The sequence below is a fragment of the Serratia sp. MF1(2023) genome, from assembly GCF_030954545.1.
Taxonomy (GTDB): domain Bacteria; phylum Pseudomonadota; class Gammaproteobacteria; order Enterobacterales; family Enterobacteriaceae; genus Serratia; species Serratia sarumanii.
Map to the genome: position 1 here is coordinate 13,311 of NZ_JAVHUX010000046.1, position 26,519 is coordinate 39,829.

27 protein-coding genes and 1 other RNA gene are annotated in these 26,519 nt (G+C 60.6%); 17 read left to right on the top strand and 11 right to left on the bottom strand.

What is annotated here, in order from left to right; all coding sequences use genetic code 11:
• Positions 1-174: 174 nt before the first annotated feature.
• Positions 175-1,041 (top strand): small-conductance mechanosensitive channel MscS, encoded by an 867-nt coding sequence (gene mscS, locus REA38_RS22205; RefSeq protein WP_033635871.1) that lies wholly within the window; start codon positions 175-177, stop codon positions 1,039-1,041.
• An 82-nt stretch (positions 1,042-1,123) separates the two neighbouring features.
• Here the strand turns inward: mscS and REA38_RS22210 are convergent, their stop codons facing one another.
• The 3 genes from REA38_RS22210 to REA38_RS22220 all read right to left on the bottom strand — a co-directional run bounded on the left by REA38_RS22210 (position 1,124) and on the right by REA38_RS22220 (position 4,679).
• The gene (locus REA38_RS22210; RefSeq protein WP_060388355.1) at positions 1,124-2,473 is read right to left on the bottom strand and encodes an aromatic acid/H+ symport family MFS transporter; all 1,350 of its coding nucleotides are present in this window, start codon (positions 2,471-2,473) and stop codon (positions 1,124-1,126) included.
• Between the two features lie 171 nt (positions 2,474-2,644).
• Positions 2,645-3,676 (bottom strand): methionine synthase, encoded by a 1,032-nt coding sequence (locus REA38_RS22215; protein WP_308326022.1) that lies wholly within the window; start codon positions 3,674-3,676, stop codon positions 2,645-2,647.
• Between the two features lie 25 nt (positions 3,677-3,701).
• Entirely contained in the window at positions 3,702-4,679 is a 978-nt protein-coding gene (locus REA38_RS22220) for a DUF1852 domain-containing protein (protein WP_308886644.1), read from the bottom strand.
• Positions 4,680-4,984: 305 nt separating this feature from the next.
• Here REA38_RS22220 and REA38_RS22225 point away from each other — a divergent pair, with 305 nt between their 5' ends.
• Positions 4,985-5,524 (top strand): DUF2058 domain-containing protein, encoded by a 540-nt coding sequence (locus REA38_RS22225; RefSeq protein WP_033635867.1) that lies wholly within the window; start codon positions 4,985-4,987, stop codon positions 5,522-5,524.
• Positions 5,525-5,531: 7 nt separating this feature from the next.
• Here REA38_RS22225 and REA38_RS22230 read toward each other — a convergent pair whose 3' ends face one another.
• Positions 5,532-6,230, bottom strand: a complete 699-nt coding sequence (locus REA38_RS22230; protein ID WP_060437701.1) for an RluA family pseudouridine synthase — start codon at positions 6,228-6,230, stop codon at positions 5,532-5,534.
• 204 nt (positions 6,231-6,434) lie between these two features.
• Here REA38_RS22230 and argO point away from each other — a divergent pair, with 204 nt between their 5' ends.
• The gene (gene argO / locus REA38_RS22235; protein WP_025304159.1) at positions 6,435-7,052 is read left to right on the top strand and encodes an arginine exporter ArgO; all 618 of its coding nucleotides are present in this window, start codon (positions 6,435-6,437) and stop codon (positions 7,050-7,052) included.
• A 121-nt stretch (positions 7,053-7,173) separates the two neighbouring features.
• Positions 7,174-7,905, top strand: a complete 732-nt coding sequence (locus REA38_RS22240) for an oxidative stress defense protein (RefSeq protein ID WP_025160209.1) — start codon at positions 7,174-7,176, stop codon at positions 7,903-7,905.
• Between the two features lie 48 nt (positions 7,906-7,953).
• Here REA38_RS22240 and REA38_RS22245 read toward each other — a convergent pair whose 3' ends face one another.
• Complete coding sequence (locus REA38_RS22245) at positions 7,954-8,847, bottom strand: LysR family transcriptional regulator ArgP (RefSeq protein ID WP_033635863.1); 894 nt, start codon at positions 8,845-8,847, stop codon at positions 7,954-7,956.
• Positions 8,848-9,051: 204 nt separating this feature from the next.
• Here REA38_RS22245 and rpiA point away from each other — a divergent pair, with 204 nt between their 5' ends.
• Positions 9,052-9,708 (top strand): ribose-5-phosphate isomerase RpiA, encoded by a 657-nt coding sequence (rpiA, locus tag REA38_RS22250; RefSeq protein ID WP_101427327.1) that lies wholly within the window; start codon positions 9,052-9,054, stop codon positions 9,706-9,708.
• A gap of 292 nt (positions 9,709-10,000) precedes the next feature.
• Positions 10,001-11,239, top strand: coding sequence for a phosphoglycerate dehydrogenase (gene serA / locus REA38_RS22255; RefSeq protein WP_025304156.1), 1,239 nt, complete (start codon positions 10,001-10,003; stop codon positions 11,237-11,239).
• Positions 11,240-11,287: 48 nt separating this feature from the next.
• On the opposite strand, the gene REA38_RS22260 is transcribed toward serA, so the two are convergent.
• The 3 genes from REA38_RS22260 to zapA all read right to left on the bottom strand — a co-directional run bounded on the left by REA38_RS22260 (position 11,288) and on the right by zapA (position 12,500).
• Positions 11,288-11,896: a 5-formyltetrahydrofolate cyclo-ligase gene (locus REA38_RS22260; protein ID WP_101427326.1), complete on the bottom strand. Its 609-nt coding sequence runs from the start codon at positions 11,894-11,896 to the stop codon at positions 11,288-11,290.
• A gap of 52 nt (positions 11,897-11,948) precedes the next feature.
• A non-coding RNA gene (ssrS, locus tag REA38_RS22265) (6S RNA) lies at positions 11,949-12,131 on the bottom strand.
• A gap of 39 nt (positions 12,132-12,170) precedes the next feature.
• Positions 12,171-12,500 carry a cell division protein ZapA gene (gene zapA, locus REA38_RS22270; protein ID WP_004931621.1) on the bottom strand — a complete coding sequence of 110 codons (330 nt, stop codon included), beginning with the start codon at positions 12,498-12,500 and terminating at the stop codon, positions 12,171-12,173.
• Positions 12,501-12,819: 319 nt separating this feature from the next.
• Between zapA and REA38_RS22275 the strand changes: the two genes are divergently transcribed.
• The 8 genes from REA38_RS22275 to REA38_RS22310 all read left to right on the top strand — a co-directional run bounded on the left by REA38_RS22275 (position 12,820) and on the right by REA38_RS22310 (position 23,319).
• A complete protein-coding gene (locus REA38_RS22275) occupies positions 12,820-13,398 on the top strand; it encodes a YecA family protein (RefSeq protein ID WP_308886646.1) in 579 nt (192 codons plus the stop codon).
• A gap of 55 nt (positions 13,399-13,453) precedes the next feature.
• Positions 13,454-14,773 carry a Xaa-Pro aminopeptidase gene (pepP, locus tag REA38_RS22280; protein WP_308886647.1) on the top strand — a complete coding sequence of 440 codons (1,320 nt, stop codon included), beginning with the start codon at positions 13,454-13,456 and terminating at the stop codon, positions 14,771-14,773.
• A 1-nt stretch (position 14,774) separates the two neighbouring features.
• The gene (ubiH, locus tag REA38_RS22285) at positions 14,775-15,953 is read left to right on the top strand and encodes a 2-octaprenyl-6-methoxyphenyl hydroxylase (protein ID WP_308886648.1); all 1,179 of its coding nucleotides are present in this window, start codon (positions 14,775-14,777) and stop codon (positions 15,951-15,953) included.
• Positions 15,954-16,033: 80 nt separating this feature from the next.
• Positions 16,034-17,236 carry an FAD-dependent 2-octaprenylphenol hydroxylase gene (gene ubiI, locus REA38_RS22290; protein WP_039567268.1) on the top strand — a complete coding sequence of 401 codons (1,203 nt, stop codon included), beginning with the start codon at positions 16,034-16,036 and terminating at the stop codon, positions 17,234-17,236.
• A gap of 506 nt (positions 17,237-17,742) precedes the next feature.
• Positions 17,743-18,840, top strand: a complete 1,098-nt coding sequence (gcvT, locus tag REA38_RS22295) for a glycine cleavage system aminomethyltransferase GcvT (protein ID WP_033635857.1) — start codon at positions 17,743-17,745, stop codon at positions 18,838-18,840.
• Between the two features lie 46 nt (positions 18,841-18,886).
• The gene (gene gcvH, locus REA38_RS22300; RefSeq protein WP_033649434.1) at positions 18,887-19,273 is read left to right on the top strand and encodes a glycine cleavage system protein GcvH; all 387 of its coding nucleotides are present in this window, start codon (positions 18,887-18,889) and stop codon (positions 19,271-19,273) included.
• A gap of 92 nt (positions 19,274-19,365) precedes the next feature.
• Positions 19,366-22,245 carry an aminomethyl-transferring glycine dehydrogenase gene (gene gcvP / locus REA38_RS22305; protein ID WP_033635855.1) on the top strand — a complete coding sequence of 960 codons (2,880 nt, stop codon included), beginning with the start codon at positions 19,366-19,368 and terminating at the stop codon, positions 22,243-22,245.
• A gap of 108 nt (positions 22,246-22,353) precedes the next feature.
• Positions 22,354-23,319, top strand: a complete 966-nt coding sequence (locus REA38_RS22310) for a zinc-binding alcohol dehydrogenase family protein (protein ID WP_049194810.1) — start codon at positions 22,354-22,356, stop codon at positions 23,317-23,319.
• A 10-nt stretch (positions 23,320-23,329) separates the two neighbouring features.
• Here REA38_RS22310 and REA38_RS22315 read toward each other — a convergent pair whose 3' ends face one another.
• Together REA38_RS22315 and REA38_RS22320 are read right to left on the bottom strand one after the other, a co-directional pair.
• Positions 23,330-23,860, bottom strand: coding sequence for a GNAT family N-acetyltransferase (locus REA38_RS22315; protein ID WP_033649436.1), 531 nt, complete (start codon positions 23,858-23,860; stop codon positions 23,330-23,332).
• Entirely contained in the window at positions 23,857-24,015 is a 159-nt protein-coding gene (locus REA38_RS22320; protein WP_154231761.1) for a hypothetical protein, read from the bottom strand. The genes REA38_RS22315 and REA38_RS22320 overlap by 4 nt, the downstream gene beginning before the upstream one ends.
• A 137-nt stretch (positions 24,016-24,152) precedes the next feature.
• Between REA38_RS22320 and REA38_RS22325 the strand changes: the two genes are divergently transcribed.
• From REA38_RS22325 to REA38_RS22335, 3 genes are all read left to right on the top strand, one after another.
• On the top strand, positions 24,153-24,899 hold the full coding sequence (locus REA38_RS22325) for an SDR family oxidoreductase (RefSeq protein ID WP_308886649.1): 747 nt from the start codon (positions 24,153-24,155) through the stop codon (positions 24,897-24,899).
• Positions 24,900-24,975: 76 nt separating this feature from the next.
• Positions 24,976-25,299: a BrnT family toxin gene (locus REA38_RS22330; protein ID WP_308886650.1), complete on the top strand. Its 324-nt coding sequence runs from the start codon at positions 24,976-24,978 to the stop codon at positions 25,297-25,299.
• Positions 25,262-25,579, top strand: coding sequence for a BrnA antitoxin family protein (locus REA38_RS22335; protein WP_033635847.1), 318 nt, complete (start codon positions 25,262-25,264; stop codon positions 25,577-25,579). The genes REA38_RS22330 and REA38_RS22335 overlap by 38 nt, the downstream gene beginning before the upstream one ends.
• A 225-nt stretch (positions 25,580-25,804) precedes the next feature.
• Here the strand turns inward: REA38_RS22335 and REA38_RS22340 are convergent, their stop codons facing one another.
• Positions 25,805-26,449, bottom strand: a complete 645-nt coding sequence (locus REA38_RS22340; RefSeq protein ID WP_170929847.1) for a GntR family transcriptional regulator — start codon at positions 26,447-26,449, stop codon at positions 25,805-25,807.
• Between the last annotated feature and the right edge of the window lie 70 nt (positions 26,450-26,519).

Below are 26,519 nucleotides of genomic sequence, written 5' to 3' on the forward strand. Positions count from 1 at the left end.
ACGCGCTGTTTTCAGCATAGAAGAAGCGGCGGGCGGTTTCGGCTATTTTTAACGCTGACGGTTGGCATGAGCCTTTAATGTTGGTTACCCTTAGGCGGTGGTTTCCGACTGGCTGCCGAGGCCAGTGTATTTTTGCGAGTTTCTCCCGTTAGGGACTGAGTTAGGACGACACGAATGAAAGATTTGAATGTAGTAGACGGCATCAACGGTGCCGGCAACTGGTTGGTGAAGAACCAGGATCTGTTGATCCAGTACGCGGTGAATATCGTCGCCGCCATCGTTATCCTGATCATCGGTTCGATCGTGGCCCGCGTGGTCGGTAATGCGCTGAACCGCGTGATGAAGCTGCGCGGCATCGATGCCACGGTGGCAGACTTCCTGGCGGCGATCGTGCGCTACGGCGTGCTGGCGTTCACCTTCATCGCCGTGCTGGGGCGTGTCGGCGTGCAGACCACCTCGGTGATCGCCGTGCTGGGCGCCGCCGGTTTGGCCGTCGGCCTGGCGCTGCAAGGCTCGCTGTCCAACTTCGCCGCCGGCGTGCTGCTGGTGATCTTCCGTCCGCTGCGCGTGGGGGAATATGTCGATCTGGGCGGCGTGGCCGGTACCGTCGATCAGGTGCAGATTTTCTCCACCACCCTGCGTACCGCAGACAACAAAACCATCGTGGTGCCGAACGGTAAAATCATCGCCGGCAACATCATCAACTATTCTCGCGAGCCGAACCGCCGCGTGGATATCGTGGTAGGCGTGGCCTACAACGCCGATATCGACGTGGTGAAGAAGGTGCTGGGCGATGTGATCGCCGCCGACAAGCGCATCATGCACGCCAAAGGCGTGACCGTGCGTCTGAACGAGATGGCGCCGTCTTCCCTGAACTTTGTCACCCGTTCCTGGACCACCAACGCGGAATACTGGAACGTGTACTTCGATCTGATGGAAAACTTCAAGCGCGCGCTGGATGCCCACAACATCGGCATTCCGTTCCCGCAGATGGACGTGCACCTGTATCGCACCGAAGACGCTTCCGCCAAGGCGGAATAACAGAGAAGGGGGCCTTGGCCCCCTTTTTGATTACAGGCCGAGACGTCTCCAAGGGCGTCTCGGCCTTTTCTTTTCCGCGAGCTCAGGCGCCGGCGACCGGCTTGGCGAGCGGCGCGCGGCGGCGCAGGCTGAGGCGATAGAGCAGGAAGATGGCGCCCGCGCCCAGCAGCGCAGGCAGCGCCAGCCAGAGGAAGAACACTTCCGCCGAGCCGGCGGCGGTCATCATCCAGGCGCCGAGCATTGAGCCGACGATCGAGCCGAAGCGGCCATTGGCCATGGCCCAGCTGACGCCGGTGACGCGGGCCGCGGTCGGATAAAGGGTGGCGGAAACCAGATTCAGGCCGTTCTGCGCGCCGGCCACGCCGAAGCCTATCAGGAACACGACGGCGGCCAGCGTGTAGACGTCGCCCATCAGATACCCGGTCGCGCCGATCACCAGCGCGGCCCCCAGGTAGGAGACGGCCAGCACGCGGTAGGGCCCGATCCGGTCCATCAGCAGCGCCATCAGGATGGCGCCCAGGGTGCCACCGAGCGGCACCATCGCCCCGATGCGCGAGGCGTGGGCGATATCGTAACCGGCGTCTTTAAGTATCGTCGGCAGCCAACTGGTGAGCAGGTAGAACACGAACAGCGAGCAGAAGAACGCCGCCCACAGCAGCAGGGTGCGCACGGCGCGTCCTTCGATAAACAGGTGCGAGATCGGCGACTTGGCCTGCGCCGGGCGCTCGTCATCGACAATGGTTATCCCCGTCCAACGTTGGCCGGTGATACGCTCGACCACCCGGCGCAGCCGATCGGCATGCCTGGCGCTGGCGGCCATAAAGCGCACCGATTCGGGCATCTGCCAGGCCAGCAGCGGCAGCAGCGCCAATGGCGCGATGCCGCCGACCAGCAGCACGCCGCGCCAGCCAAATGCAGGAATGATCTGCCCGGCCAGCAGGCCGCCCAGGGCCAAGCCGGCGGTAAAGCCGCTCCAGCTCAGGGTGACCATCAGCATGCGGCGGCGCGCCGGTGAGTACTCCGAGCTGAGGGTGATGCAGGTCGGTATCGCGCCCCCGAGGCCAATGCCGGTGATGAAGCGCAACAGGGTCAGGGATTCGATCGAATGCGTATAGGCCGAAGCCAGGGTGCAGCCGCCAAATACCAGCACCGCGACGAGCAGCACGCGTTTGCGGCCGATGGCGTCGGCGATCGGCCCGAACAGCAGGCTGCCGATCAGCAGGCCGAACAACCCCGCGCCGAAGGCGGGGGAGAGCTGCGAGGGCTGCAGACCCCACTCTTCGCGCAGCGCCGGGGCGATATAGCCGATGATGGCGGTATCGAACCCGTCCAGCAGGGCGATCAGGAAACACAGGGTGAGGATGAGGATTTGATAAGGCGAGATCCTGGCGCGATCGATAATTTCGCTGATGCGAGCGGTATCTGGGCTCATGAGGGTTCCACTGTTATTAAGCTGGTGTGGGCTGGCTGAGGGGCCGTTCAGGCCGCCGTGGCTGGCATCGCGTAGAAACCCGAGTATACACCAGAGCGGGGGCGTTGCGGGGAGGGGGAGTCGATGATCATCGCCCGCCGCAGGAGGCTACTGCGGCGGGCGCTGGCGCGATTATTTGGCCAGCAGTTCTCGGCGCACGATCTCGGCGCCGGCACTCAAGGCATTCAGCTTGCCGCTGGCGACCTGACGAGGCAGGGGAGCCATGCCGCAGTTGGTCGACGGATAGAGCTTGTCGGCATCGACAAACTGCAGCGCTTTGCGCAGCGTAGCGGCCACTTCCTCCGGCGTCTCAACGGTATGATTCGCTACATCAATGGCGCCGACCATCACTTTTTTGCCGCGAATCAGTTCCAGCAGATCCATCGGGACGTGCGAGTTATGACACTCGAGCGAGATAATATCGATAGTAGACGTTTGCAGCTTAGGAAACGCCTCTTCATATTGCCGCCACTCTGAGCCCAGCGTCTTTTTCCAGTCGGTATTGGCCTTAATGCCGTATCCATAGCAGATATGCACCGCCGTTTCACACTTAAGCCCTTCAACGGCCCTTTCCAGGGCGGCGATGCCCCAGTCATTCACCTCGTCAAAGAACACGTTAAATGCGGGCTCATCAAACTGAATAATGTCGACGCCGACGGCCTCGAGCTCTTTGGCTTCCTGATTGAGGATCTTGGCGAACTCCCAGGCCAATTTTTCGCGGCTTTTATAGTGGTTGTCATAGAGCGTGTCGATCATGGTCATCGGCCCCGGCAGGGCCCATTTAATCGGCTGCTTGGTCAGCTGGCGTAAAAATTTGGCGTCTTCAACGAAAACGGGCTTTTGGCGCGCGACCGCCCCCACGACGCTCGGCACGCTCGCCTCATAGCGATTGCGGATTTTAACCACTTCGCGTTTCTCGAAATCGACGCCGCTGAGGTGCTCGATAAACGTCGTGACGAAGTGTTGGCGCGTTTGCTCGCCATCGCTGACGATATCGATGCCAGCCTGTTGTTGTTCAGCCAGCGACAAACGCAGGGCATCCTGTTTCCCTTCGATTAATTCTTCATTTTGCAATTTCCAGGGCGACCACAGGGTTTCCGGTTGGGCCAGCCAGGAAGGTTTGGGCAAGCTGCCGGCGGTCGAGGTAGGGAGCAATATTTTCATAATAGATGACCTGTATTTGAGTGACTCAAAGCGCGTAGTGAGCAGACCATTGCTCAAGAATGGGCTTGTAGGGTTTGATAAATTGCTCTTCCGTAAATTTCCCCTGCTCAATCGCTAACTGGCTACGCTCTTCGCGATCGTAAACAATCTTGGTTAATGAATAGTCCTGGTTATTCAGGCTTGGCTGATAGCATTGCCCCGCCGCCGAGTTGGCATTGTAAATTTCAGGCCGATAGATTTTTTGGAAGGTCTCCATCGTGCTGATGGTGCCGATCAGCTCCAGATCGGTGTAATCGCTCAGCAAATCCCTAGGGAAATAAAACGCCAGGGGCGCGACGCTATTTTTCGGCATGAAATAGCGCACCTGCAGGCCCATTTTTTTAAAATACCGGTCGGTCAGCGAAGCGCCGTCTTGCCGATACTCGTCGCCCAACACCGGATGTTGATTGCCCGTCCGATGATAGGTGTCTTTGCTGGACACGCTGAGGCAGATCACCGGCGGTTTGCTGAAATTCTCATGGTATTCGTTTGAATTGATGAAGTGCTTAAAGATATTGCCGTGCAAATCGCCGAAATCATTCGGGATAGTGAATTCCGCCGTGTTTTTATTGTGCGCCGGCAGCAAGACGCTAAAGTCATAATCGCGCACGTAAGACGAGAAATTGTTCCCGACGATGCCATCAATTCGCTTTTGCGTTTTTTTATCGATGATGTTGGTTTTCAGGATTTCGATCACCGGGAAGCTGGCGCCCTGATCTTCAACGCGCATCTCCACCGAAATGATGTCAAGCTCAACCGAATAGCGGTCGGCCTTGGGGTTATCCCAATGCGCCAACGAATTGAAGCGATTGTTAATCATCACCAGCGTGTTGCGCAGGTTCTCCCGGCGGTTTTCCCCTCTGGCCAAATTGGCGAAGTTGGTGGTGATACGCGTACTTTCAGAAGGGTTATAATCTTCATCGAAAGAACTGCTCTTAATCGTAAAGGCAAAGTCTCTATTCATCGTCTTATAGCATCCTGTTATATGATATGAAGGCTGGATTTATCCATTTCTTTCAATGGGTTGTTTTTCTCTTTTTTTATTCAGCCGATTTCATATTGTCTGTCGTTAATGAGGTCTATTTTTGCCAGAGTCCCGGTGGGAGTGAAAGAGACTTAATTTCATTACCACATGAGCGCTATTCATGATCTGGCGTGGCCGCCGTCGCCCTGCGGCGCAAACCGCCAACGTACCGGGCCGGCAACTTGGTGCAGCCTGAAAAATTACGGGTATAATCCCCCCATGATCCCACGGCTTCAGACACGAACATGACAAAACTCACCTTACAAGAGCAGATGCTCAAAGCGGGCTTGGTAACCAGCAAGAAAATGGCCAAAGTCCAAAGAACGGCTAAAAAATCACGCGTTCAGGCCCGCGAGGCCAGAGAGGCGGTGGAAGAGAATAAAAAGGCGCAGCTTGAGCGCGATAAGCAGCTGAACGAGCAGCAAAAGCAGGCCGCGCTGTCCAAAGAGTACAAGGCGCAGGTGAAACAGCTGATCGAAATGAACCGCATCGTTCTGGCGAAAGGCGATATCGGTTTCAACTTCACCGACGGTAACCTGATCAAGAAAATCCTGGTGGATAAGGCGACGCAAACCCAGCTGATCAATGGCCGCCTCGCCATTGCACGCCTGGTGGTCGAGAACCGCGAAGAGTGTGAATACGCGATTATTCCCGCGAGCGTCGCTGATAAAATCGCGCAGCGCGATGCGGCCAGCATTGTGCTGCACAGCGCGCTGAGTCAGGAAGAACAGGATGAAGACGATCCGTACGCCGACTTTAAAGTGCCCGACGATTTGATGTGGTAAGCCGCGTTCAGAACGGCGCGGCGTGACGAGCGGCGATCCGCTCCCCGCTAATGGGGTGCACAAAGTCCAGCTCGCTGGCGTGCAGCATCAGCCGCGGCGTCTGTTCGGTACCCGGCAGCAGTCGCCCGCCATACAGATCGCAGCCTAAAATAGGGTGGCCCAACTGCCGGCTGTGAATACGCAGCTGGTGGGTGCGCCCGGTCTCCGGGATGAGCTGCACCCGCGTCAGCGGCAGCGAGATCCCGTCTTCCGCTTCACGATAAAAACGCTCGACGACCCGATAGCGGGAGCGGGCGGGCTTGCCGTGGAGGGCGCAAATCGACATCAGCGGGAACAGCGCCGGATCTTTGGCGATCGCCGCGTCTATTACCCCTTCGTTATCCGCCAGATGGCCGCACAGCAGCGCGCTGTACACTTTGCCGACGGTGCGCTCGCTGAACTGCCGGCAGAGCGCGGCGTTGGCGGCCTTGTTGCGGGCCACCACCATCAAGCCGGACGTGCCGAAATCCAGGCGGTGCACCAGGGTGCAGCCGGGGAAGATCTGTACCAGCCGATGGTGTACCGAATCGAGATTCTGCGGATTCTTGCCCGACAGGCTGAGCAGCCCGGCCGGCTTATTGATCAGCGCCAGATGATCGTCCTGATAGAGGATCTCTATTTGGTCATGGCATGGCGGGGCGATAAAGGTATCGGTGACGGTAGACATCGGGCGGCCGGCTGGAGGGTGGGTGCGGATGATAGCGAATTTCGCGTCGATGAGCGAATTTGACGGCGCGCTCATTTAAGCATTAGCATCTCTGATACTGGATTAGAAACATCAATTTCACCTAATGATCGCTTCCTCGTATGATGCGCGTGTTGACCGATACGCGCCCTCGTCCGGCGCCTTTTATCATTCGAGGAATCTCCCATGTTAGCCGTCTTCCTGCAGGGTTTTGCCCTGAGCGCCGCCATGATCTTGCCGCTGGGCCCGCAGAACGTATTCGTGATGAATCAGGGCATTCGCCGCCAGTATCATTTGATGATCGCCTCGCTGTGCGCGTTGAGCGATATCGTGCTGATCTGCGCCGGTATTTTCGGCGGCAGCGCGTTGCTGACCCGCTCGCCGCTGCTGCTGGCGCTGGTCACCTGGGGCGGGGTGGCGTTTCTGCTGTGGTACGGCTGGGGCGCGTTCCGTTCCGCCTTCAGCCCGCAACCGGCGCAGGCCGCGGCGCAGGAGCTGGCGCAGAGCCGCTGGCGCCTCGTGGTCACCATGCTGGCGGTCACTTGGCTGAACCCGCACGTTTATCTGGATACCTTTGTGGTGCTCGGCAGCCTGGGCGGGCAACTGACGGCGGACGTACGCTCCTGGTTCGCGCTCGGCGCGGTCAGCGCGTCGGCGGTGTGGTTCTTCGGGCTGGCGCTGCTGGCCTCCTGGCTGGCGCCGTGGCTGAACACCCAGCGGGCGCAGCGCATCATCAACGCGCTGGTCGGGCTGGTGATGTGGGGCATCGCGCTGCAGCTGGCCTGGCAGGGGGCAAATTTATAAGAATTTGCCACTAATCCGAATTCAAAACGCCGCGCGATATGCTACGTTTGATGCCAGGAATCCGGCGGTTCTCACAGGGAAAAGCCGGCGATCAGAGACAGCCTGTCATTAAGGAGACACTGTGAAGCTAAAAGCATTGGCTATGGCCGCAATGGTCGGATTAGGGACGTTACCGATGGCGCTGCAGGCGGCTGAAGTGCCTGAAGGGCCGCACGTCGTCACCTCCGGCACCGCCAGCGTGGACGCCACGCCGGATATCGCCACCCTGGCGATCGAAGTGAGCGTTTCCTCCAAAGACGCCGCCCAGGCGAAGAAGCAGGTGGACGAGCGCGTAGCGCAGTACTTTGATTTCCTGCAGAAAAATAACATCGAGAAGAAAGACATCAGCGCCGCCAACCTGCGCACCCAGCCGGAGTACGACTACCTGAAAACCGGCGAGTCGGTGCTGAAGGGCTACCGGGCGGTGCGTCAGGTGCAGGTGACCCTGCGTCAGTTGGACAAGCTGAACGAGCTGCTGGACGGCGCGCTGAAATCCGGCCTGAACGAGATCCGCGCGGTGGAGCTGGGCGTCGCCAAGCCGGACGTGTATCGCGAGCAGGCGCGGCAAAAAGCGATCGAGAACGCGACTCAGCAGGCCGAATCCCTGGCCAAAGGTTTCCACGCCAAGCTGGGGCCGGTGTATAGCATTCGCTACCGGGTCGCCAACTACCAGCCGATGCCGGTGGCGCGGATGTATAAGGCGGCCGGTGCGGCGGCGGAAAGCGACGCGGCGCAAACCTATGAGCAGCAAAGCATTCACTTCGACGATCAGGTGGATGTGGTGTTCGAGCTGCAGCGCAACGCCGCGCAGTAAGGTGTTCGTGTTGAAGAAAAGGTTCGCTGCGGCGAACCTTTTTTCGTTTTAATCCTGGCGCAGCACCTGGTGGCCGTGTTCCAGCAGTGCGTCGGTCACTTTGCGCATCATGCGGCTTTCCGGCGCGAAGCGGTGCCAGTACAGCATGCGGCGCTGATACAGCCCCGGCGTCAGATCGATCAGCTCACCGGAAGCCAGCTCCTTTTCGATCTGCAGATGCGGGATCATACAGCAGGTGGTGCCCTGACGCGCCAGCTGCACGAAGGCTTCCGACGAGTTCACGATATGGCAGGGCACGCTGCCCGGCGACAGATCGAAGTTCTGCTGCAGGAATGCCTGATGCATGTCGTCGAGATGGTCGAAGGCCACCGCCGGCGCTTTCAGCAGCGCGGAGCGGGTGACGCCGCTCGGGAAATAGCGCTCGGCGAAGGCGCTGGAGGCCACGAACAGGTAATCCAGCGCTCCCAGCCGATCCACCAGGCAGCTCGGCAGCGGCTGCGGCTGAATACTTACCGCGCCCACCACCTCACCGCGGCGCAGCCGCTCCTGGGTGCGGGTTTCATCTTCCACCTGCAGATTCAGGCGAATGGGGGAATCCGCCAGCACCGGCTTCAGCGCCGGCAGCAGCCAGGTTGCCAGACTGTCGGCGTTGACCGCCAGCGACAGCAGCAGCGGCGTATCGACGCCGGTGTCGTTGCCCAGCCACTCTTCTTCCAGCAATTCCACCTGATGCAGCAGCGCCAGCAGCTTTTGCCCTTGTTCGGTCGGGCGCGGCGGCACGGTACGGACCAGCAGCGGTTGGCCGAACAGGTTTTCCAGCTGTTTGATGCGTTGGGATACCGCCGATTGCGTGATGCAGAGTTTTTGAGCGGCGCGCTCGAAGCCGCGCTCACGGATCACCGCGTCCAGCGCTTGCAGCGTACGATAGTCTGGGCGTTTCATCGGAAAGATATCCCTTAAATTAGAATGATACCGGCACTATGCCACATTTTGCGCGCGGCGCAGGTGGAAAAATCACGCCCCCGTCTCGCCGCTAAGCGGCTAAAAATGCGGGCTGCGGCAAATAAGTGTGATCCTGCCAGCGTGAAAAACAGCGTTTTACCCTATAATACGCACACGTTTTCGTACAGAGGCAAGGGACATATTATGACGCAGGATGAACTGAAAAAAGCGGTGGGCTGGGCAGCGCTGGAATACGTGACGCCGGGCACCATCGTCGGGGTCGGCACCGGTTCTACCGCCGCCCACTTTATTGACGCGCTGGGCTCCATCAAGCACCAGATCGAAGGCGCAGTATCGAGCTCCGACGCCTCCACCGCCAAGCTGAAAAGCCTCGGCATCCATGTGTTCGACAGCAACGAAGTGGACTCGCTCGATATCTACGTGGACGGCGCGGACGAAATCAACGGCCATATGCAGATGATCAAAGGCGGCGGCGCGGCGTTGACGCGCGAGAAGGTCATCGCCGCCATCGCCAAGAAATTCATCTGCATCGTCGACGCCAGCAAGCAAGTGGACGTGCTGGGCAAGTTCCCGCTGCCGGTGGAAGTGATTCCGATGGCTCGCTCTTACGTAGCGCGTGAGCTGGTGAAGCTGGGCGGCCTGCCGGAGTATCGCCAAAACGTGGTGACCGACAACGGCAACGTGATCCTCGATGTGCATAACCTGAGCATCAACGACGCTATCGCGCTGGAGAACAAGATCAACGGCATCGCCGGCGTGGTGACCGTGGGGCTGTTCGCCAACCGCGGCGCGGACGTGGCGCTGGTCGGCACCCCGGAAGGCGTGAAAGTGGTCAAATAAACCTCCGCCGTTTGTGGCCCGGTAGTGCCGGGCCGCATAATTCTTCGGTTAAAATATCTTTTCTGAAAAACGGCAAATTTGGTGACTTATGTCACATTGTGAAAACTGACTCCCCAAAGCTTCTGCCGAAAACTTTCCCTATGGCATTTTCTGCCGTAAACCGCCATCAACGCTGCGCCTTGTCCTGCCGGGCAGGCAATCGTTTGTATTGCCGCCCGCGTTATTTTTGTTATGTTGGATGGGAGCTGTGTCGTCACAGCCGCTTCTGAAGTCTGAACATAGGGTCGGGTAAATGGCAAAAGTATCATTGGAGAAAGACAGGATTAAATTCCTGTTGGTGGAAGGGGTTCATCAGAGCACGGTCGATAATTTACGTGCCGCCGGTTATACCAACATCGAATACCACAAGGGTGCGTTAGACACCGAATCGCTGAAGGCATCCATCCGCGATGCGCACTTCGTCGGCATCCGATCGCGTACGCATCTGACCGAAGAGGTGTTCGCCGCCGCAGAAAAACTGGTGGCTGTGGGCTGCTTCTGCATCGGCACCAACCAGGTTGATCTGAAAGCGGCGACCAAGCGCGGTATTCCGGTCTTCAACGCCCCGTTCTCCAATACCCGATCCGTGGCCGAAATGGTGCTGGGCGAGCTGCTGTTGATGCTGCGCGGCATTCCGGCCGCCAACGCCAAGGCGCACCGCGGCGTGTGGCACAAACTGGCCGTGGGCTCCTACGAGGCGCGCGGCAAAAAGCTGGGCATTATCGGCTACGGCCACATCGGCACCCAGCTGGGCATTCTGGCCGAAGGGCTGGGCATGAAGGTGTTCTTCTACGACATCGAGAACAAGCTGCCGTTAGGTAACGCGCAACAGGTGCGCCATCTGTCCGATCTGCTCAATATGAGCGACGTGGTGACGCTGCACGTGCCGGAAACGCTGGCCACCAAGAACATGATGGGGGCGGAAGAGCTGGCGCTGATGAAACCGGGCGCCATTCTGATCAACGCTTCGCGCGGCACCGTGGTGGATATTCCCGCGCTGTGCGACGCGCTGGCCAGCAATCACCTGGCGGGCGCGGCGATCGACGTCTTCCCGGAAGAACCGGCGACCAACAGCGATCCGTTCAACTCGCCGCTGTGTGAGTTCGACAACGTGCTGCTGACGCCGCACATCGGCGGCTCCACCCAGGAAGCGCAGGAGAATATCGGCGACGAAGTGGCCGGCAAGCTGGCGAAATACTCCGACAACGGGTCGACCCTGTCCGCCGTCAACTTCCCGGAAGTGTCGCTGCCGGCGCATGGCCCGAACGCCAGCCGCCTGCTGCACATCCACGAAAACCGCCCGGGCGTGCTGACGCAGATTAACCAGATCTTCGCCGAAGAGGGGGTTAACATCGCCGCACAGTATCTGCAAACCGGGCCTGAAATCGGCTACGTGGTGATCGACATCGAAGCGGAAACCGCGCGCGCCGACGCCGCGCTGCAGCGCATGAAGGCCATCGACGGCACCATTCGCGCCCGTCTGCTGTTTTGATTCGGCGGCTCGCCGCAACGAAAAAGGCCGGAGCGATCCGGCCTTTTGCTATTTGGGCTCGTGCCACGCCCAGCTGCAGAGCGGGGTGAGGATTTCCGGCAGCGGGATATCCCAGTGCTCGATCGGCAGGCGCTCCACCTGCTGGCAATCATGGGCCAGGCCGATAGGATAAGGGCCGCCGCTGCGCCAGTTTTGCAGGGTGCGATCGTAAAAGCCGCCGCCCATGCCCAGACGCTGCCCGGTATGATCGAACGCCACCAGCGGCGTCAGCACGACGTCCAGCTCGCCCAGCGGCAGCACCTGGCGCACATCGAGGCGCGGTTCGAGAATATTGAAGCGATTGCGCACCAGCGGCGTTTCCGGCGCATAGCGCAGGAACAGCAGGTGGCCAGGGCTGAACGGGTGCAGCACCGGCAGGTAAACCCGTTTGCCGAGCGTCCACAGTTGCTCGATCAGCGGCCCGGTGTCGAGTTCACCGTCAAACGACAGGAATACCGCGATGCTGTGCGCAGCCTTAATGTGCGTATGCGCGACGAGGCGCTCGGCTATCTTGTCTGCGGCAAAGCGTTGCTGGCCCGGCGTAAGCTCGCGCCGACGTTGGCGTATGAGTTGACGAATGGCTTGGCGCTGCTGCGCGAATTGGGATTGAAAAGGCATCGTATCAGGTTTGCTCAGTGTGGCGTTCAGCACACATAAACCGCTGAGAAGGGGAATCTCCGAGATGCCGTCGCAGGCTGTAACCCTTGAACCCATGGTTCAAGGTGAACGTGCCGTCGCAATCTTAAGGCTTCTCGGCGCACCGAGCGTGCTCACCGATCGCGGAGCAACACATTCTGTTTGTACTAAATATCGGCTCAGGGGACTGGCCCGCTGGCGAACATCTCAGAGAAATTTTTTACTCGTTGCCGAACTGTGATTTCAACAACTTAAGTTATTCGAATTGTGCATCCTGACGTTCAGAGATGCGACCTTGTTCAAGCAACGCTTGTTCAATGGTCTGCTGCAGCATCCGTATGCGTTGTTCCATATTGGACGCATAGTCACGGGTTTTCAACCGTTCTTGAGCAAGTTCGTGACAGACGTTCAATGCCGCGATGAAAACCAGTTGCTCAGTATTGGAGACTCTAGTGCGAACTTTAAGATCTTGCAACCGTTGGTTAAGATCGTCCGCCGCCATATTCAACGCATCTTGTTGTTCTGGCGGGCAATTGACTCTTAACGAGCGGCCAAAAATTTGAATATCTACCGGTTGTGCAGACATGCCACCTTCCTGCCTAAATTTCGCGCCAGCCTTGTCCGCCCTGGCCGGGCCGTCAAAGCGGGCGCCACTATATATACCTCGGTACCAAGATACAACCCCTTTTTCAGTACCTGGTTGTAATCTACTGTGGCGCACATTGCCAGTCAAAAAAGGGTTTCAAAATGCGTATTTACCGCACTTTCGTCACCCGCCGGCGCAGTGTGAGACCTGCCACATCGCGATTATAACTAGCCACTGAGGTGTCGCGCTTATCTGGTATAGCGACGGACCTTGGTGGTAGCATAACACGAACTTATCCTGCCAACGATGACGAATGCGCATGTCTATACAGAATACATTTCCAAGTTACCAATCTTTGACCGTGGCCCTCAACCAGCAGTCGGTGGCGCTGACCGCGGCAGAAATGCACGGCCTGATCAGCGGCCTGCTGTGCGGCGGCAGCCGTGATGCCGGCTGGCAGGCGCTGGTGCACGATCTGACCAACGAAGGCGTCGCCTTCCCGCAGGCGCTCAGCCAACCGCTGCAACAGCTGTATGAAGTGACGCGCGAAACGCTGGAAGACGATGAATTCCTGTTCCAACTGATGTTGCCGGAAGGGGAAGCCGTCAGCGTGTTCGATCGCGCCGACGCGTTGGCCGGTTGGGTCAACCACTTCCTGCTCGGGCTAGGCATGATGCAGCCCAAGCTGGCCCAGGTGAAAGACGAAGTCGGTGAAGCGATCGACGATCTGCGCAACATCGCGCAGCTGGGCTACGACGAAGACGAAGATCAGGAAGAATTGGAGCAGTCGCTGGAAGAAGTGGCGGAGTATGTGCGGGTTGCCGCCATCATGTGCTACGGCGAATTCACCCGTCACAAGCCAACGGTGCCGGAAAACATCAAACCGACGTTGCACTAAACGTCCTATCGGCCCTCCGCCGGCGATGCGGATGGCATGATTTCAGGAGAAGGTAATGACTCAGCAGGAATTCAACAACCGCCGTCAGGCGCTGTTGGCGAAAATGGCGCCGGCCAGCGCGGCGGTTATTTTCTCTGCGCCGGAAACGACGCGCAGTGCAGATTCAGACTATCCCTATCGGCAGAACAGCGACTTTTGGTACCTGACCGGCTTCAATGAGCCGGAAGCGGTGCTGGTGCTGATCAAAAGCGACGACACGCACAACCACAGCGTGCTGTTCAACCGGGTGCGCGATCTGACGGCGGAAATCTGGTTTGGCCGCCGCCTGGGGCAAGACGCCGCGCCGGCGAAGCTGGGCGTGGATCGCGCGCTGCCGTTCGATGAAATCAATGACCAGCTGCACCTGCTGCTCAACGGCCTGGACGTGGTTTACCACGCGCAGGGTGAATACGCCTACGCCGATCAGATCCTGTTCGGCGCGCTGGACAAGCTGCGCAAGGGGTTCCGCCAGAATCTGCAGGCGCCGGCCACCGTTACCGACTGGCGGCCGTGGCTGCATGACATGCGCCTGTTCAAATCGCCGGAAGAGTTGGCGGTGATGCGTCGCGCCGGTGAGATCAGCGCGCTGGCGCACACCCGCGCGATGGAAAAATGCCGCCCGGGCATGTTCGAATATCAGCTGGAAGCGGAAATTCACCATGAATTCACCCGCCTCGGCGCCCGCTACCCCTCTTACAACACCATCGTCGGCAGTGGCGAAAACGGCTGTATCCTGCATTACACCGAGAACGAGAGCCAGATGCGCGACGGCGATCTGGTGCTGATCGACGCCGGTTGTGAGTACCAGGGGTATGCCGGCGACATCACCCGCACCTTCCCGGTCAACGGCAAGTTCAGCAAGCCGCAGCGCGCGGTGTACGACATCGTGCTGGCGTCGCTGCAGCGCGCTTTGGAACTGTTTAAACCCGGCACCAGCATCCGCGAAGTCAACGACGAAGTGGTGCGCATCATGGTGGTCGGGCTGGTGGAACTGGGCGTATTGAAAGGTGAAGTCGATCAGCTTATCGCCGAGCAGGCGCACCGGCAGTTCTTCATGCACGGGCTGAGCCACTGGCTGGGCCTCGACGTGCACGACGTCGGCCACTACGGCACGCCGAGCCGCGATCGGCTGCTGGAGCCGGGCATGGTACTGACCGTGGAACCGGGGCTGTACATTGCGCCGGATGCGGACGTGCCGGCGGAATACCGCGGCATCGGCATCCGCATCGAGGACGACATCGTGATCACCGCCGACGGCAATGAAAACCTGACCGCTACCGTGGTGAAAGACGCCGATGCCATCGAAGCGTTGATGGCGGCGACGACAAGGTCATAAAATGAGCGTAATTATCGTTGGTGGCGGTATGGCGGGCGCGACGCTGGCGCTGGCTATCTCGTCGCTTACTCAGGGAAGAATGGCGGTGGATCTGGTCGAGGCGACTCGGCCGGATGACCGCAGCCATCCGGGCTTTGACGCCCGCGCCATCGCACTGGCGCAGGGCACCTGCCAACAGCTGGCGCGCATCGGCGTTTGGCCGGCGCTGCGCGATTGCGCTACGCCGATCGCTCAGGTGCACGTCAGCGATCGCGGCCACGCCGGTTTCGTGAATCTGCAGGCGCAGGATTATCAGGTCGATGCGCTTGGCCAGGTGATCGAACTGCATGACGCCGGGCAGCGGCTGTTTGCGCTGCTGGCGAAGGCGCCGGGCGTTACGCTGCACTGCCCCGCGCGGGTGGTGGACGTGATTCGCACCGCCGAGCGGGCGGAAGTACAACTGGATACCGGTCTGCGCCTGCGCGGGCAACTGCTGGTGGCGGCCGACGGTTCGCGTTCGGCGCTGGCGCAGGCCTGCAACGTGCAGTGGCGGCAGGAGGACTATCCGCAGTTCGCCACCATCGCCAACGTCACCACGGCGGAAGATCCGCAGGGGCGCGCCTTCGAGCGCTTTACCCGCTACGGGCCGCTGGCGCTGCTGCCGATGTCGCAGGGGCGCAGTTCTTTGGTGTGGTGCCATGCGCGCGAAGATCGCGCCCGGGTGGATGCCTGGGACGACGAGCGTTTTATCGCCGAGCTGCAACAGGCCTTCGGCTGGCGGCTGGGGCGCATCCTCAAGGCCGGTAAACGGCACAGCTATCCGCTCAGCCTGCTGACCGCCGATCGCCATGTCAGCCATCGTCTGGCGCTGGTGGGCAACGCGGCGCAGACGCTGCATCCGATCGCCGGGCAGGGGTTCAACCTCGGTCTGCGCGACGTGATGTCGCTGGCGGAAACGCTGGCAGAAGCGATGAACAGCGGCGAAGACGCCGGTGGTTATGCGCTGCTGAGCCGCTATCAGCAGCGGCGGCAAAACGATCGGCAGGCGACGATCGGCGTGACCGACGGATTGATCCGCCTGTTCGCCAACTGTTATGCCCCGCTGGTGGTCGGCCGCAACCTGGGGCTGATGGCGATGGAGCGTTTGCCGGCGGTGCGCGACGCCTTCGCCAAGCGCACGCTGGGCTGGGTGGAACGTTAGACACAGAATCGGGCGCCCTGTGGCGCGCCCAAAACGCGGCGCGGCAAGGCGTCGCGCGTTATTTAAGGAAATCGAGCAGCATGCAATCATTTGACGTGATTATCGCCGGTGGCGGTATGGTGGGGCTGGCGTTGGCCTGCGGCCTGCAGGGCAGCGGGCTGCGCGTGGCGGTGCTGGAGCAGCGCCAGCCGGATATGGCGCCGCCGTCGGAGCAGCCTGCGCTGCGGGTCTCCGCCATCAATGCCGCCAGCGAGCGTTTGTTGCAGCATATCGGCGTGTGGGATGACATTCTCCAGCTGCGCGCCAGCGCTTATAACGCGATGGAAGTGTGGGATCGCGACAGCTTTGGCAAAATCGCCTTCCGCGGCGACGAGTGCGGCTTCAGCCATCTTGGCCACATCATCGAAAACTCGGTGATCCAGCAGGCGCTGTGGAAACGCGCCGAAAGCCTGTCGGACATCACGCTGATTACCCCGGCCGCGCTCAAGCAGGTGGCGTGGGGCGAGAACGACGCTTTCGTCACGCTGGAGGATGGCCGCATGCTGACCGCCCGCCTAATGATCGGCGCCGACGGCGCCCAGTCGTGGCTGCGCCAGCACGCCGACATTCCGCTTACCTTCTGGGATTACCGCCACCATGCGCTGGTCGCCACCATTCGCACCGAAGAGCCGCATCAGGCGACGGCGCGGCAAATTTTCCACGGCGACGGCATTCTGGCGTTCCTGCCGTTCAGCGATCCGCATTTGAGCTCCATCGTCTGGTCGGTGACGCCGGAAGAGGCCGAGCGGCTCAAGCAGCTGGAACCGGCGCAGTTCAACCGCGAACTGGCGATGGCCTTCGACATGCGCCTGGGGGCTTGCAGCCTGGAAAGCGAACGGCTGGCGTTCCCGCTGACCGGCCGCTATGCGCGCAGTTTCGCCGCGCACCGCCTGGCGCTGGTGGGCGATGCGGCGCATACCGTGCATCCATTGGCCGGGCAGGGCGTGAATCTGGGCTTTATGGACGCCGCCGAGCTGATTTCCGAACTGCGCCGCCTGCAGCGGCAGGGCAAGGATATCGGCCAGCACCTCTATCTGCGCCGCTATGAGCGCCGCCGCAAACATGGCGCGGCGGTAATGCTGGCCAGCATGCAGGGGTTCCGCGAATTGTTCGACGGCAACCACCCGGCCAAAAAGCTGCTGCGCGACGTGGGCCTGCGGCTGGCGGACAGCCTGCCGGGCGTCAAGCCGAAGCTGGTGCGTCAGGCGATGGGCCTGAACGATCTGCCCGAGTGGCTTGCCTGACATCCTGCCTTCTGCGAGCCCTCCGCGGGCTCGCGCTTCTTGCCTTATGCCATCGTCTTTCCTTTATAACCCTTCATTTGAAATAATCTAATTTCAGCCGTTTTTTATCATTACTTTTTCTAATTTCATGTTCGGTTATCAAAAGTCGGAATCTCATGTGCGGCCGTCGGTTTGTTATATAACTTCGGAGTTTTGCCGCTTTAATTGTTAATTTTGTGCCTTAAAGCGCATTTTTCCAGTGAAAAACTCTGCACACTAGCCCGGCATTTTACCGCCCCGGAACGGCGATGAGCCTATTTTAACTTATGGTTAATGTGGTCGTTCGGTGATAAGTTCGAGGGAAAGGTATCGTTTGCGTCACGGCGGTTGCACGCAGTTTTCGCCCGTCCCGGCGCAGCATTTGTGTTGAGCAGTCAGTGCGCCATGGCGATCGGGCCGCGAGCCAGGCTCCGCCGCATTGCGTGGCAGCACCCTAACTTCTAGCGACGAGTGGAAAGAGGGAAAAGATGGCAAAGCAAACCCCACTGTACGACCAGCACGTGGCGTGCGGTGCGCGCATGGTAGACTTTCACGGCTGGATGATGCCGCTGCACTACGGCTCGCAGCTTGATGAGCACCACGCGGTGCGTCAGGATGCCGGCATGTTCGACGTGTCTCACATGACCATTGTGGATCTGCACGGCGCCCGCACCCGCGAGTTCCTGCGCTACCTGCTGGCGAACGACGTCGCCAAACTGACCCAACCCGGCAAAGCGCTGTACACCGGCATGCTGAATGCCTCCGGCGGCGTGATCGACGACCTGATCGTTTATTTCCTCACTGAAGACTATTTCCGCCTGGTGGTGAACTCCGCCACCCGCGACAAAGACCTGGCCTGGATCGAAGAGCACGCTGCGCCGTATGGCGTCGCGCTGACGGTGCGCGACGATCTGGCGCTGATCGCGGTGCAGGGCCCGCAGGCCAAAGAGCGCGCCGGCACGCTGTTCACCCCGGAACAAAAAAGTGCGGTTGAAGGCATGAAGCCGTTCTTCGGCGTGCAGGCCGGCGAGCTGTTCATCGCCACCACCGGTTACACCGGCGAGGCCGGCTATGAGATCGCGCTGCCGAAAGATCAGGCGGCGGATTTCTGGCAAAAATTGCTGGCCGCGGGCGTCAAGCCGGCCGGTCTGGGCGCGCGCGACACGCTGCGTCTGGAAGCGGGCATGAACCTCTACGGGCAAGAGATGGACGAAGGCGTTTCACCGCTGGCCGCCAACATGGGCTGGACCATCGCCTGGCAGCCGGAAGATCGCCGTTTCATCGGCCGTGAAGCGCTGGAACAACAGCGCGAGCAGGGCACCGAGCAACTGGTCGGCTTGATCATGACGGAAAAAGGCGTATTACGTAATGAGCTGCCGGTGCGTTTCACCGACGCGGCGGGGCAAACTCACGAAGGCGTGATCACCAGCGGTTCGTTCTCTCCGACGCTGGGCTTCAGCATCGCGCTGGCGCGCGTGCCGGCGGGCATCGGCGAGCAGGCCATCGTGCAGATCCGCAACCGTGAAATGCCGGTCAAAGTGACCAAGCCCGGTTTCGTTCGCGCCGGCAAGCCGCTGACAAATTGATTTTTTATTGATTGATTCTTTTATTTCTTCGAAGGAGTAACCGGCGATGAGCAATGTGCCAACAGAATTGAAATACGCATCCTCCCACGAGTGGGTTCGTTCAGAAGGTAACGGCGTTTACACCGTAGGCATCACCGAACACGCGCAGGAACTGCTGGGCGATATGGTGTTTGTCGATCTGCCGGAAGTGGGCCGCCGCGTCGCCGCCGGTGAAGATTGCGCCGTGGCGGAGTCCGTCAAGGCGGCGTCGGACATTTACGCGCCAATCAGCGGCGAAATCGTGGCGGTGAACGGCGAGCTGGAAAGCTCCCCGGAGCTGGTCAACAGCGAACCTTACGGTGACGGCTTCCTGTTCCAGATTAAAGCCGCCGACGAAGGTGAGCTGGCGAACCTGCTGGACGCCGCGGCTTATCAGGCCTCGATCGACGAGTAATCGTGACCACGCCCCAGGCCTTTTGGCCGGGGCGTTTTAGTTACCGCTCAAGCTATATCCCGTATCACGCAAGCATTCAGGAATTTGTAGCAATGACCCAGACACTCAGCCAACTCGAACACAGCGAAGCGTTCATCGAACGCCACATCGGCTCTTCTGCGGAACAACGCCAGGAGTTGCTGGCAGCGGTGGGCGCTCGCTCGCTCAGCGCGCTGATCCAACAGATCGTGCCGGCGGACATTCAGCTGCCGGGGCCGCCGCCGGTCGGCGACGCGGCGACCGAACACCAGGCGCTGGCTGAGCTGAAGGCGATCGCCTCGCAGAATCAGCGCTACAAATCCTATATCGGCATGGGCTACAGCGCCGTGCTGACGCCGCCGGTGATCCTGCGCAACATGCTGGAAAATCCGGGCTGGTACACCGCTTACACCCCTTATCAGCCGGAAGTGTCGCAGGGCCGTCTGGAAGCGCTGCTGAACTTTCAGACCGTGACCCTCGATCTGACCGGCCTGGATCTGGCTTCCGCTTCGCTGCTGGATGAAGCTACCGCCGCCGCCGAAGCGATGGCCTTGGCCAAACGCGCCAGCAAGCTGAAAGACGCCAACCGCTTCTTCGTGGCTGACGACGTGCATCCGCAGACGCTGGACGTGGTGCGCACCCGCGCCGAAACCTTCGGCTTCGACGTCATCGTCGATAAAGCGGAAAAAGTGCTGGAGCTGGACGGCGTGTTCGGCGTGCTGCTGCAACAGGTGGGCACCACCGGCGAGCTGCACGACTACAGCGCGCTGCTGGCCGAACTGAAATCGCGCAAAATCATCACCAGCGTGGCCGCCGACATCATGGCCCTGGTGCTGCTGACAGCGCCGGGCAAGCAGGGCGCCGACGTGGTGTTCGGCTCCGCGCAGCGCTTCGGCGTGCCGATGGGCTACGGCGGCCCGCACGCCGCCTTCTTCGCCTGCCGCGACGAGTTCAAGCGCTCGATGCCGGGCCGCATCATCGGCGTTTCCCGCGATGCCGCCGGCAACACCGCGCTGCGCATGGCGATGCAGACCCGCGAGCAGCATATCCGCCGCGAAAAGGCCAACTCGAATATCTGTACCTCGCAGGTGCTGCTGGCCAACATCGCCAGCCTGTACGCGGTGTACCATGGCCCACAGGGGCTGCAGCGCATCGCCGGGCGTATCCATCGCCTGACCGACATTCTGGCCGCCGGGCTGCAGAAGGCCGGCCTGACGCTGCGTCACAACACCTGGTTCGACACCCTGACCGTTGAAGTGAAAGACAAAGCGGCGGTGCTGGAACGCGCGCTGAGCTTCGGCATCAACCTGCGTACCGATATCCACGGCGCCGTAGGCATCACGCTGGACGAAGCCACCTCGCGCGAAGACGTGCAAACGCTGTTCGCACTGCTGGCCGGCGACAACCACGGCCTGGACATCGACGCGCTGGACGCGGCGGTGAGCAAGAGCAGTCAATCGATCCCGGCCGCCATGTTGCGCCAGGATCCGATCCTGACCCACCCGGTATTCAACCGCTATCACAGCGAAACCGAGATGATGCGCTATATGCATCGCCTGGAGCGCAAGGATCTGGCGCTGAACCAGGCGATGATCCCGCTGGGCTCTTGCACCATGAAATTGAACGCCGCGGCGGAAATGATCCCGATCACCTGGCCTGAATTCTCCGAGCTGCACCCGTTCTGCCCGCCGGAGCAGGCTGCCGGCTACCAGCAGATGATCGGCCAACTGTCTCAGTGGCTGGTGCAACTGACCGGCTATGACGCGGTGTGCATGCAGCCGAACTCCGGCGCGCAGGGCGAATACGCCGGCCTGCTGGCAATCCGCCGCTACCACGAAAGCCGCAACGAAGCGGGCCGTCACGTCTGCCTGATCCCGAGCTCCGCGCACGGCACCAACCCGGCCTCCGCCCAGATGGCGGGCATGAGCGTGGTGGTGGTCGCCTGCGACAAGAACGGCAACATCGATCTGCACGATCTGCGCGTCAAGGCGGAGCAGGCGGGCGAAGAGCTCTCTTGCATCATGGTGACCTACCCGTCGACCCACGGCGTGTATGAAGAAACCATCCGCGAAGTGTGCCAGATCGTGCATCAGTTCGGCGGCCAGGTGTATCTGGACGGCGCCAACATGAACGCCCAGGTGGGCATCACCACGCCAGGCTACATCGGCGCGGACGTTTCGCACCTCAACCTGCATAAAACCTTCTGCATCCCACACGGCGGCGGCGGCCCGGGCATGGGCCCGATCGGCGTGAAAGCGCACCTGGCGCCGTTCGTGCCGGGCCACAGCGTGGTGCAGATCGACGGCGTAACCACCCAGCAGGGCGCGGTCTCCGCGGCGCCGTTCGGCAGCGCCTCCATCCTGCCTATCAGCTGGATGTACATCCGCATGATGGGCGCGGAAGGCCTGAAGCAGGCCAGCCAGATGGCGATCCTGAACGCCAACTACATCGCTACCCGCCTGAAAGACGCCTATCCGATTCTGTATACCGGCCGCGATCATCGCGTGGCGCACGAATGTATCCTTGATATTCGTCCGCTGAAGGAAGAGACCGGCATCAGCGAAATGGACATCGCCAAGCGCCTGATCGACTTCGGCTTCCACGCGCCGACCATGTCGTTCCCGGTGGCGGGCACGCTGATGGTCGAGCCGACCGAGTCGGAAAGCAAAGTGGAGCTGGATCGCTTTATCGATGCGATGCTGGCGATCCGCAGCGAGATCGATCGCGTCGCCAAAGGCGAATGGCCGCTGGAAGATAACCCGCTGGTGAATGCGCCGCACGTGCAGGCTGAGCTGGTCAACGACTGGCAGCATCCGTACAGCCGTGAGCTGGCGGTGTTCCCGGTGGCCGGCGTGCGCGAGAACAAGTACTGGCCGAGCGTTAAGCGTCTGGATGACGTGTACGGCGACCGTAACCTGTTCTGCTCTTGCGTGCCGATGAGCGACTACGAATAACACGTTCGGCAAAGTTTGTGTTCGGGGGACACCGCATCATGCGGTGTCCCTTTTTATTTTATTGCGGCCTATTCTTTCCCGTACGTTCCCACGATTTGAGGAGTCACCATGCAAGCGGCAATCGTAACAGCGTTGGGGCAAGCCCCGGTTTTCGGCACCTTTGAGGAGCCTCAGGCGCAGGCGAATGAAGTGCCGATCGACGTTCTGGCGGCCGGTATCAAACAGCTGGATCGCGCCACCGTCGCCGGCACCCATTACTCCAGCCCCAAGCAGTTGCCGATCGTACCCGGCACCGACGGCGTGGGCCGGACGGCCGACGGGCTACGGGTGTATTTCGCCTCCTTCCGCCGCCCTTACGGCGCGATGGCTGAGCGCAGCGTCGCGTCATGGACGGTGCCGGTGCCGGAGGCGGTGGACGACGCCACGGCGGCGGCGCTGATCAATCCGGCCTTCGCCGCCTGGCTGCCGCTGCGCTGGCGGGCGGATCTGCAGCCCGGTGAAACGGTGCTGATCATCGGCGCTACCGGCACCTCGGGCAAACTGGCGGTCGCCGCGGCGCGTCAGGCGGGAGCCGGGCGCATCGTTGCCGCCGGCCGTCGGCTGAGCGTGCTGGAAGCGTTGGGCGTGGATGCCACGGTGGATCTGAGCCTGCAGGGCGAGGCGCTGACGCAGGCCTTCGCGGCGGCGGCGGGGTCGGGCGGTTATCAGGTGATCGTCGATTATATCTGGGGTCCGGCGACCGAAGCGCTGCTCGCGACGCTCAATAATCACGATCTCTCGTCTTACGCCGGCGGGCGCGGCATTCGCCTGGTCAACGTCGGCTCGATGGCCGCGCCGGACATCCGGCTGCCGGCGGCGGTGCTGCGCAGCAATCAGCTGCAGATCCTCGGCAGCGGCACCGGCAACTTCCCGCCGATCCCGGAGATGCAGCGCTACGCGACCGAAATTCTGGCGCTGGCGGCGACGGGCGCGCTCACTATCGAGACGCAGGAGCACGCGCTGGCGGAGATCGCCGAGGTATGGGATCTGAACAAGAAAAGCGACGTGCGTTCGGTGATACGCATCGCCCGCTAAGTTCCTGCCGCTAGCGGCAAGGGCAGACCAGGTGAATATCCTCCGGCTCGCGGGCGAACAGCTCGGCATCCGGGCGCTCGATGAGCCGGCACCCTTGCGCCAGATAGAAGTCTACGGTGCTTTTGTTGGGGATGGAGGAGACGTACAGCCCGGCGGCGCCTTCTTGCGCCGCCTGACGCAGGCAGAGCTGGAACAGCTGCTTGCCTAACCCCTGGCCGCGTTGGTGCGCGCTGACGTAAAAGAACAGCAGCTGGCGCAGATCCCGCTGCGGGCCGCGCGGCTCGGTGTCCAGCGCCGCCGCCGCCACGATCTCCTCGCCTTCGAACCGCGCGAAGAACGCGCCGCCGCGATCGAAGCAGGCTTCGTGGATCGGCGTATAGGTTTCCCGGTCGTGCGGATCCCAACCGCGCACGTCGTAGTAGTCCGGGTAGGCTTGCAGTTTACCGTCCTGCAGGCGATACAGGGTGTCGATGATTTCGCTGCGGTCAATATCCCATAGTCGGTCGAGTTGCTGCCGTTGCAGCAGGACAGGGGCGCTCATGATCGTTGTTCACTCTCAGTCTGTGGCCGGTAACTTTCCGGCAAATCGATAATAAAACCGATGCCGCGATCGTCGAGGCCTTCGGTGACGCGCAGCTGCGCGCCGATCTTGTCGGCCAGCGGCTCCCAGTCTGCTGTCGGTTTGCCGCATCGCACGGTTCAACTCTGGAGGCAGGCCGTTGTTTCGGCGTTCGCTTTTCAGGGCGCCGCCGACACCTATACTCTGAGGGGCAATAAGATTGCCTGTACACAGGACGTTATTTTGACATTGTCGATCAGGAAAAAAAAACAGTATGACGAAAGTGGCATTGGTGACCGGCGCGAGCCGGGGAATTGGCCGTGCGGCCGCGTTATTGCTGGCCCGGCAGGGTTATGCGGTGGGCGTGAATTACCTGCGCGACGAAAGCGCGGCGCGGCAGGTGGTGGCGGAAATCGAGGCGCAGGGCGGCAAGGCGCTGGCGCTGCAGGCCGATGTGGCCGACGAAGCGCAGGTGATGGCGATGTTCGCCGCGCTGGACGCCCGGCTGGGCACGCTCAGTGCGTTGGTCAACAATGCCGGCATTCTGTTCCAGCAGGCGAACATTGAGCAGTTGACCGCCGAGCGCATCAATCAGGTGCTGAGCACTAACGTTACCGGTTACTTCTTGTGTTGCCGCGAGGCGGTGAAGCGCATGGCGCTGCGCCATGGCGGCCAGGGCGGCGCTATCGTCAACGTTTCCTCCGCGGCGTCCCGGTTGGGGGCTGCCGGGGAATACGTCGATTACGCCGCCTCGAAAGGCGCCGTCGATACCCTGACCATCGGGCTAGCGCGCGAGGTGGCGGCGCAGGGCATTCGCGTCAACGGCGTGCGGCCCGGATTCATCTATACCGAGATGCACGCCAGCGGCGGCGAGCCCGGCCGGGTGGATCGCGTGAAGGACAGTTTACCGATGCAGCGCGGCGGGCAGCCGCAGGAAGTGGCGGAGGCGATCGCCTGGCTGCTGTCTGACGCCGCGTCTTACGTGACCGGCACTTTTATCGAGGCCGCAGGCGGGCGTTGAATGCATGAGGGGGTTTTGACATCCCGCCGTGCGGAGTGTATTTTGATTAAATAACAATCAAAATGTAGTTACAAAAATGTATTTTTATTTTGAATGGAATCAGGATAAAAATCACAGTAACCAGCGTAAACACCGCGTCAGTTTTGAGATTGCGCAACGGGTTTTTCTGGATCCCAACCATTTGGCCGTGCTGGAAAGGATTGAGGATGGAGAAGAACGCTGGCAAACGATCGGTATGGTCGGCTCCTGTTTGTTGCTGCTGGTGGCACATACGACGACCGAAACGGATGTCGAAGGCGATGCCGTAGAGATCGTGCGCATCATTTCAGCACGCAAGGCCGATGCCAAAGAGAGGGGAAGATATGAAGCGCAAAAATTCCGCCAAAAATCTGGCGCATAGCGTACTCCCTCCGTTGACGGAGGAGCAGAAAGCGCAAATTGCTTCACTGAGCGCGCTGCCGGATGAGGATATCGATTATACCGATGCCCCGGCCCTGGGTGAGGAGAAGTGGCAGGCTGCGGTTCAGGGGCGTTTTTATAAACCGATGAAAGTATCGAAAACCATCCGAATCGATGCGGATGTGTTGGCCTGGCTTCAGCGGCCAGGCAAGGGCTATCAGAAACGCCTGAACGCTGTGCTGCGTGAGGCGATGTTGAAAGAGCATGAGCACGAGGAATAATTTGTGTCAGGTGGCTAACGGTCCGGTGAGATTCTCACCGGATTTTTTTTGCTGTTTTTTAAGGCAACGTCTATCAACGTCGGCCACCTCTCGACGGAGCTCGGTCAAAACTATAAAAACGGTCATTCCGCGGAGCGTGAAATGTGACCGTTTACCGTTTATCTCCTGCTCATCGGCAGAACAGGGTCATCATAACTATTCCCGGTAATATCCTGCGCCGCGGGGTTACCCGTCGTGCAGCAGCGCGCTGCGGAATGACAAGATATGCGCCTGCGCGGCCTCGGCGGCGGCGGCGCTGTCTTGTGCGGCCAGCGCGGCGATAATTGCCCGGTGTTCGTCGATCACTTCGCGCATATGCCCTTCCCGCGACAGGGTGCTGGCCCAAAAACGCTGCGCCCTGGCGTGCAGCACACTCAGGATATCCGCCAGCATGTTATTGCCGGCGATCTGCGCCAGCTCTTGGTGAAACTCATGATCGAGTGTCATCATTCGCACTCTATCTCGCTCCTGGCTCGCGGCTTCGATTTGCCGGTTGAGTTCGGTCAGCGTCGCGATTTGCCTCTCGGTAATCCTCTGGCTCGCCAGCTGCATGCACAGCATCTCGTTAGCCAGCCTTACTTCGATCAATTCCAACGCATCGTCCATCGACAACGGTGAAACCATCACGCCTTTGCGCGGGATGACCTGCAGTAACCCCTCGTTGGCCAAGCGGTGGATTGCCTGATTGATCGGCGTTCTGCCCATATCCAGATCGTTCATCACCTGCGCGGTATTGAGATATTCGCCCGGCTTGTAGCTGAGTGTGACCAGCGCCTGTTTGAAGCGCCGGTAGGCCAGCTCGTTCAGTGAGACGCCGGCTTCTTCCGTCATCGGGCGCTGCGGGCTTTCTGCGTCAACAGTCTTCACGTTTTGCTCCTGCAAGAAGAAAGTTTTTAGACAT

Bases quoted from the DNA above. Each gene is read 5' to 3' on its own strand.
- mscS (WP_033635871.1), top strand. From the start codon at position 175: ATGAAAGATTTGAATGTAGTAGACGGCATCAACGGTGCCGGCAACTGG.
- REA38_RS22210 (WP_060388355.1), bottom strand. From the start codon at position 2,473: ATGAGCCCAGATACCGCTCGCATCAGCGAAATTATCGATCGCGCCAGG.
- REA38_RS22215 (WP_308326022.1), bottom strand. From the start codon at position 3,676: ATGAAAATATTGCTCCCTACCTCGACCGCCGGCAGCTTGCCCAAACCT.
- REA38_RS22220 (WP_308886644.1), bottom strand. From the start codon at position 4,679: ATGAATAGAGACTTTGCCTTTACGATTAAGAGCAGTTCTTTCGATGAA.
- REA38_RS22225 (WP_033635867.1), top strand. From the start codon at position 4,985: ATGACAAAACTCACCTTACAAGAGCAGATGCTCAAAGCGGGCTTGGTA.
- REA38_RS22230 (WP_060437701.1), bottom strand. From the start codon at position 6,230: ATGTCTACCGTCACCGATACCTTTATCGCCCCGCCATGCCATGACCAA.
- argO (WP_025304159.1), top strand. From the start codon at position 6,435: ATGTTAGCCGTCTTCCTGCAGGGTTTTGCCCTGAGCGCCGCCATGATC.
- REA38_RS22245 (WP_033635863.1), bottom strand. From the start codon at position 8,847: ATGAAACGCCCAGACTATCGTACGCTGCAAGCGCTGGACGCGGTGATC.
- rpiA (WP_101427327.1), top strand. From the start codon at position 9,052: ATGACGCAGGATGAACTGAAAAAAGCGGTGGGCTGGGCAGCGCTGGAA.
- serA (WP_025304156.1), top strand. From the start codon at position 10,001: ATGGCAAAAGTATCATTGGAGAAAGACAGGATTAAATTCCTGTTGGTG.
- REA38_RS22260 (WP_101427326.1), bottom strand. From the start codon at position 11,896: ATGCCTTTTCAATCCCAATTCGCGCAGCAGCGCCAAGCCATTCGTCAA.
- zapA (WP_004931621.1), bottom strand. From the start codon at position 12,500: ATGTCTGCACAACCGGTAGATATTCAAATTTTTGGCCGCTCGTTAAGA.
- REA38_RS22275 (WP_308886646.1), top strand. From the start codon at position 12,820: ATGTCTATACAGAATACATTTCCAAGTTACCAATCTTTGACCGTGGCC.
- pepP (WP_308886647.1), top strand. From the start codon at position 13,454: ATGACTCAGCAGGAATTCAACAACCGCCGTCAGGCGCTGTTGGCGAAA.
- ubiH (WP_308886648.1), top strand. From the start codon at position 14,775: ATGAGCGTAATTATCGTTGGTGGCGGTATGGCGGGCGCGACGCTGGCG.
- ubiI (WP_039567268.1), top strand. From the start codon at position 16,034: ATGCAATCATTTGACGTGATTATCGCCGGTGGCGGTATGGTGGGGCTG.
- gcvT (WP_033635857.1), top strand. From the start codon at position 17,743: ATGGCAAAGCAAACCCCACTGTACGACCAGCACGTGGCGTGCGGTGCG.
- gcvH (WP_033649434.1), top strand. From the start codon at position 18,887: ATGAGCAATGTGCCAACAGAATTGAAATACGCATCCTCCCACGAGTGG.
- gcvP (WP_033635855.1), top strand. From the start codon at position 19,366: ATGACCCAGACACTCAGCCAACTCGAACACAGCGAAGCGTTCATCGAA.
- REA38_RS22310 (WP_049194810.1), top strand. From the start codon at position 22,354: ATGCAAGCGGCAATCGTAACAGCGTTGGGGCAAGCCCCGGTTTTCGGC.
- REA38_RS22315 (WP_033649436.1), bottom strand. From the start codon at position 23,860: ATGAGCGCCCCTGTCCTGCTGCAACGGCAGCAACTCGACCGACTATGG.
- REA38_RS22325 (WP_308886649.1), top strand. From the start codon at position 24,153: ATGACGAAAGTGGCATTGGTGACCGGCGCGAGCCGGGGAATTGGCCGT.
- REA38_RS22330 (WP_308886650.1), top strand. From the start codon at position 24,976: ATGTATTTTTATTTTGAATGGAATCAGGATAAAAATCACAGTAACCAG.
- REA38_RS22335 (WP_033635847.1), top strand. From the start codon at position 25,262: ATGAAGCGCAAAAATTCCGCCAAAAATCTGGCGCATAGCGTACTCCCT.
- REA38_RS22340 (WP_170929847.1), bottom strand. From the start codon at position 26,449: ATGACGGAAGAAGCCGGCGTCTCACTGAACGAGCTGGCCTACCGGCGC.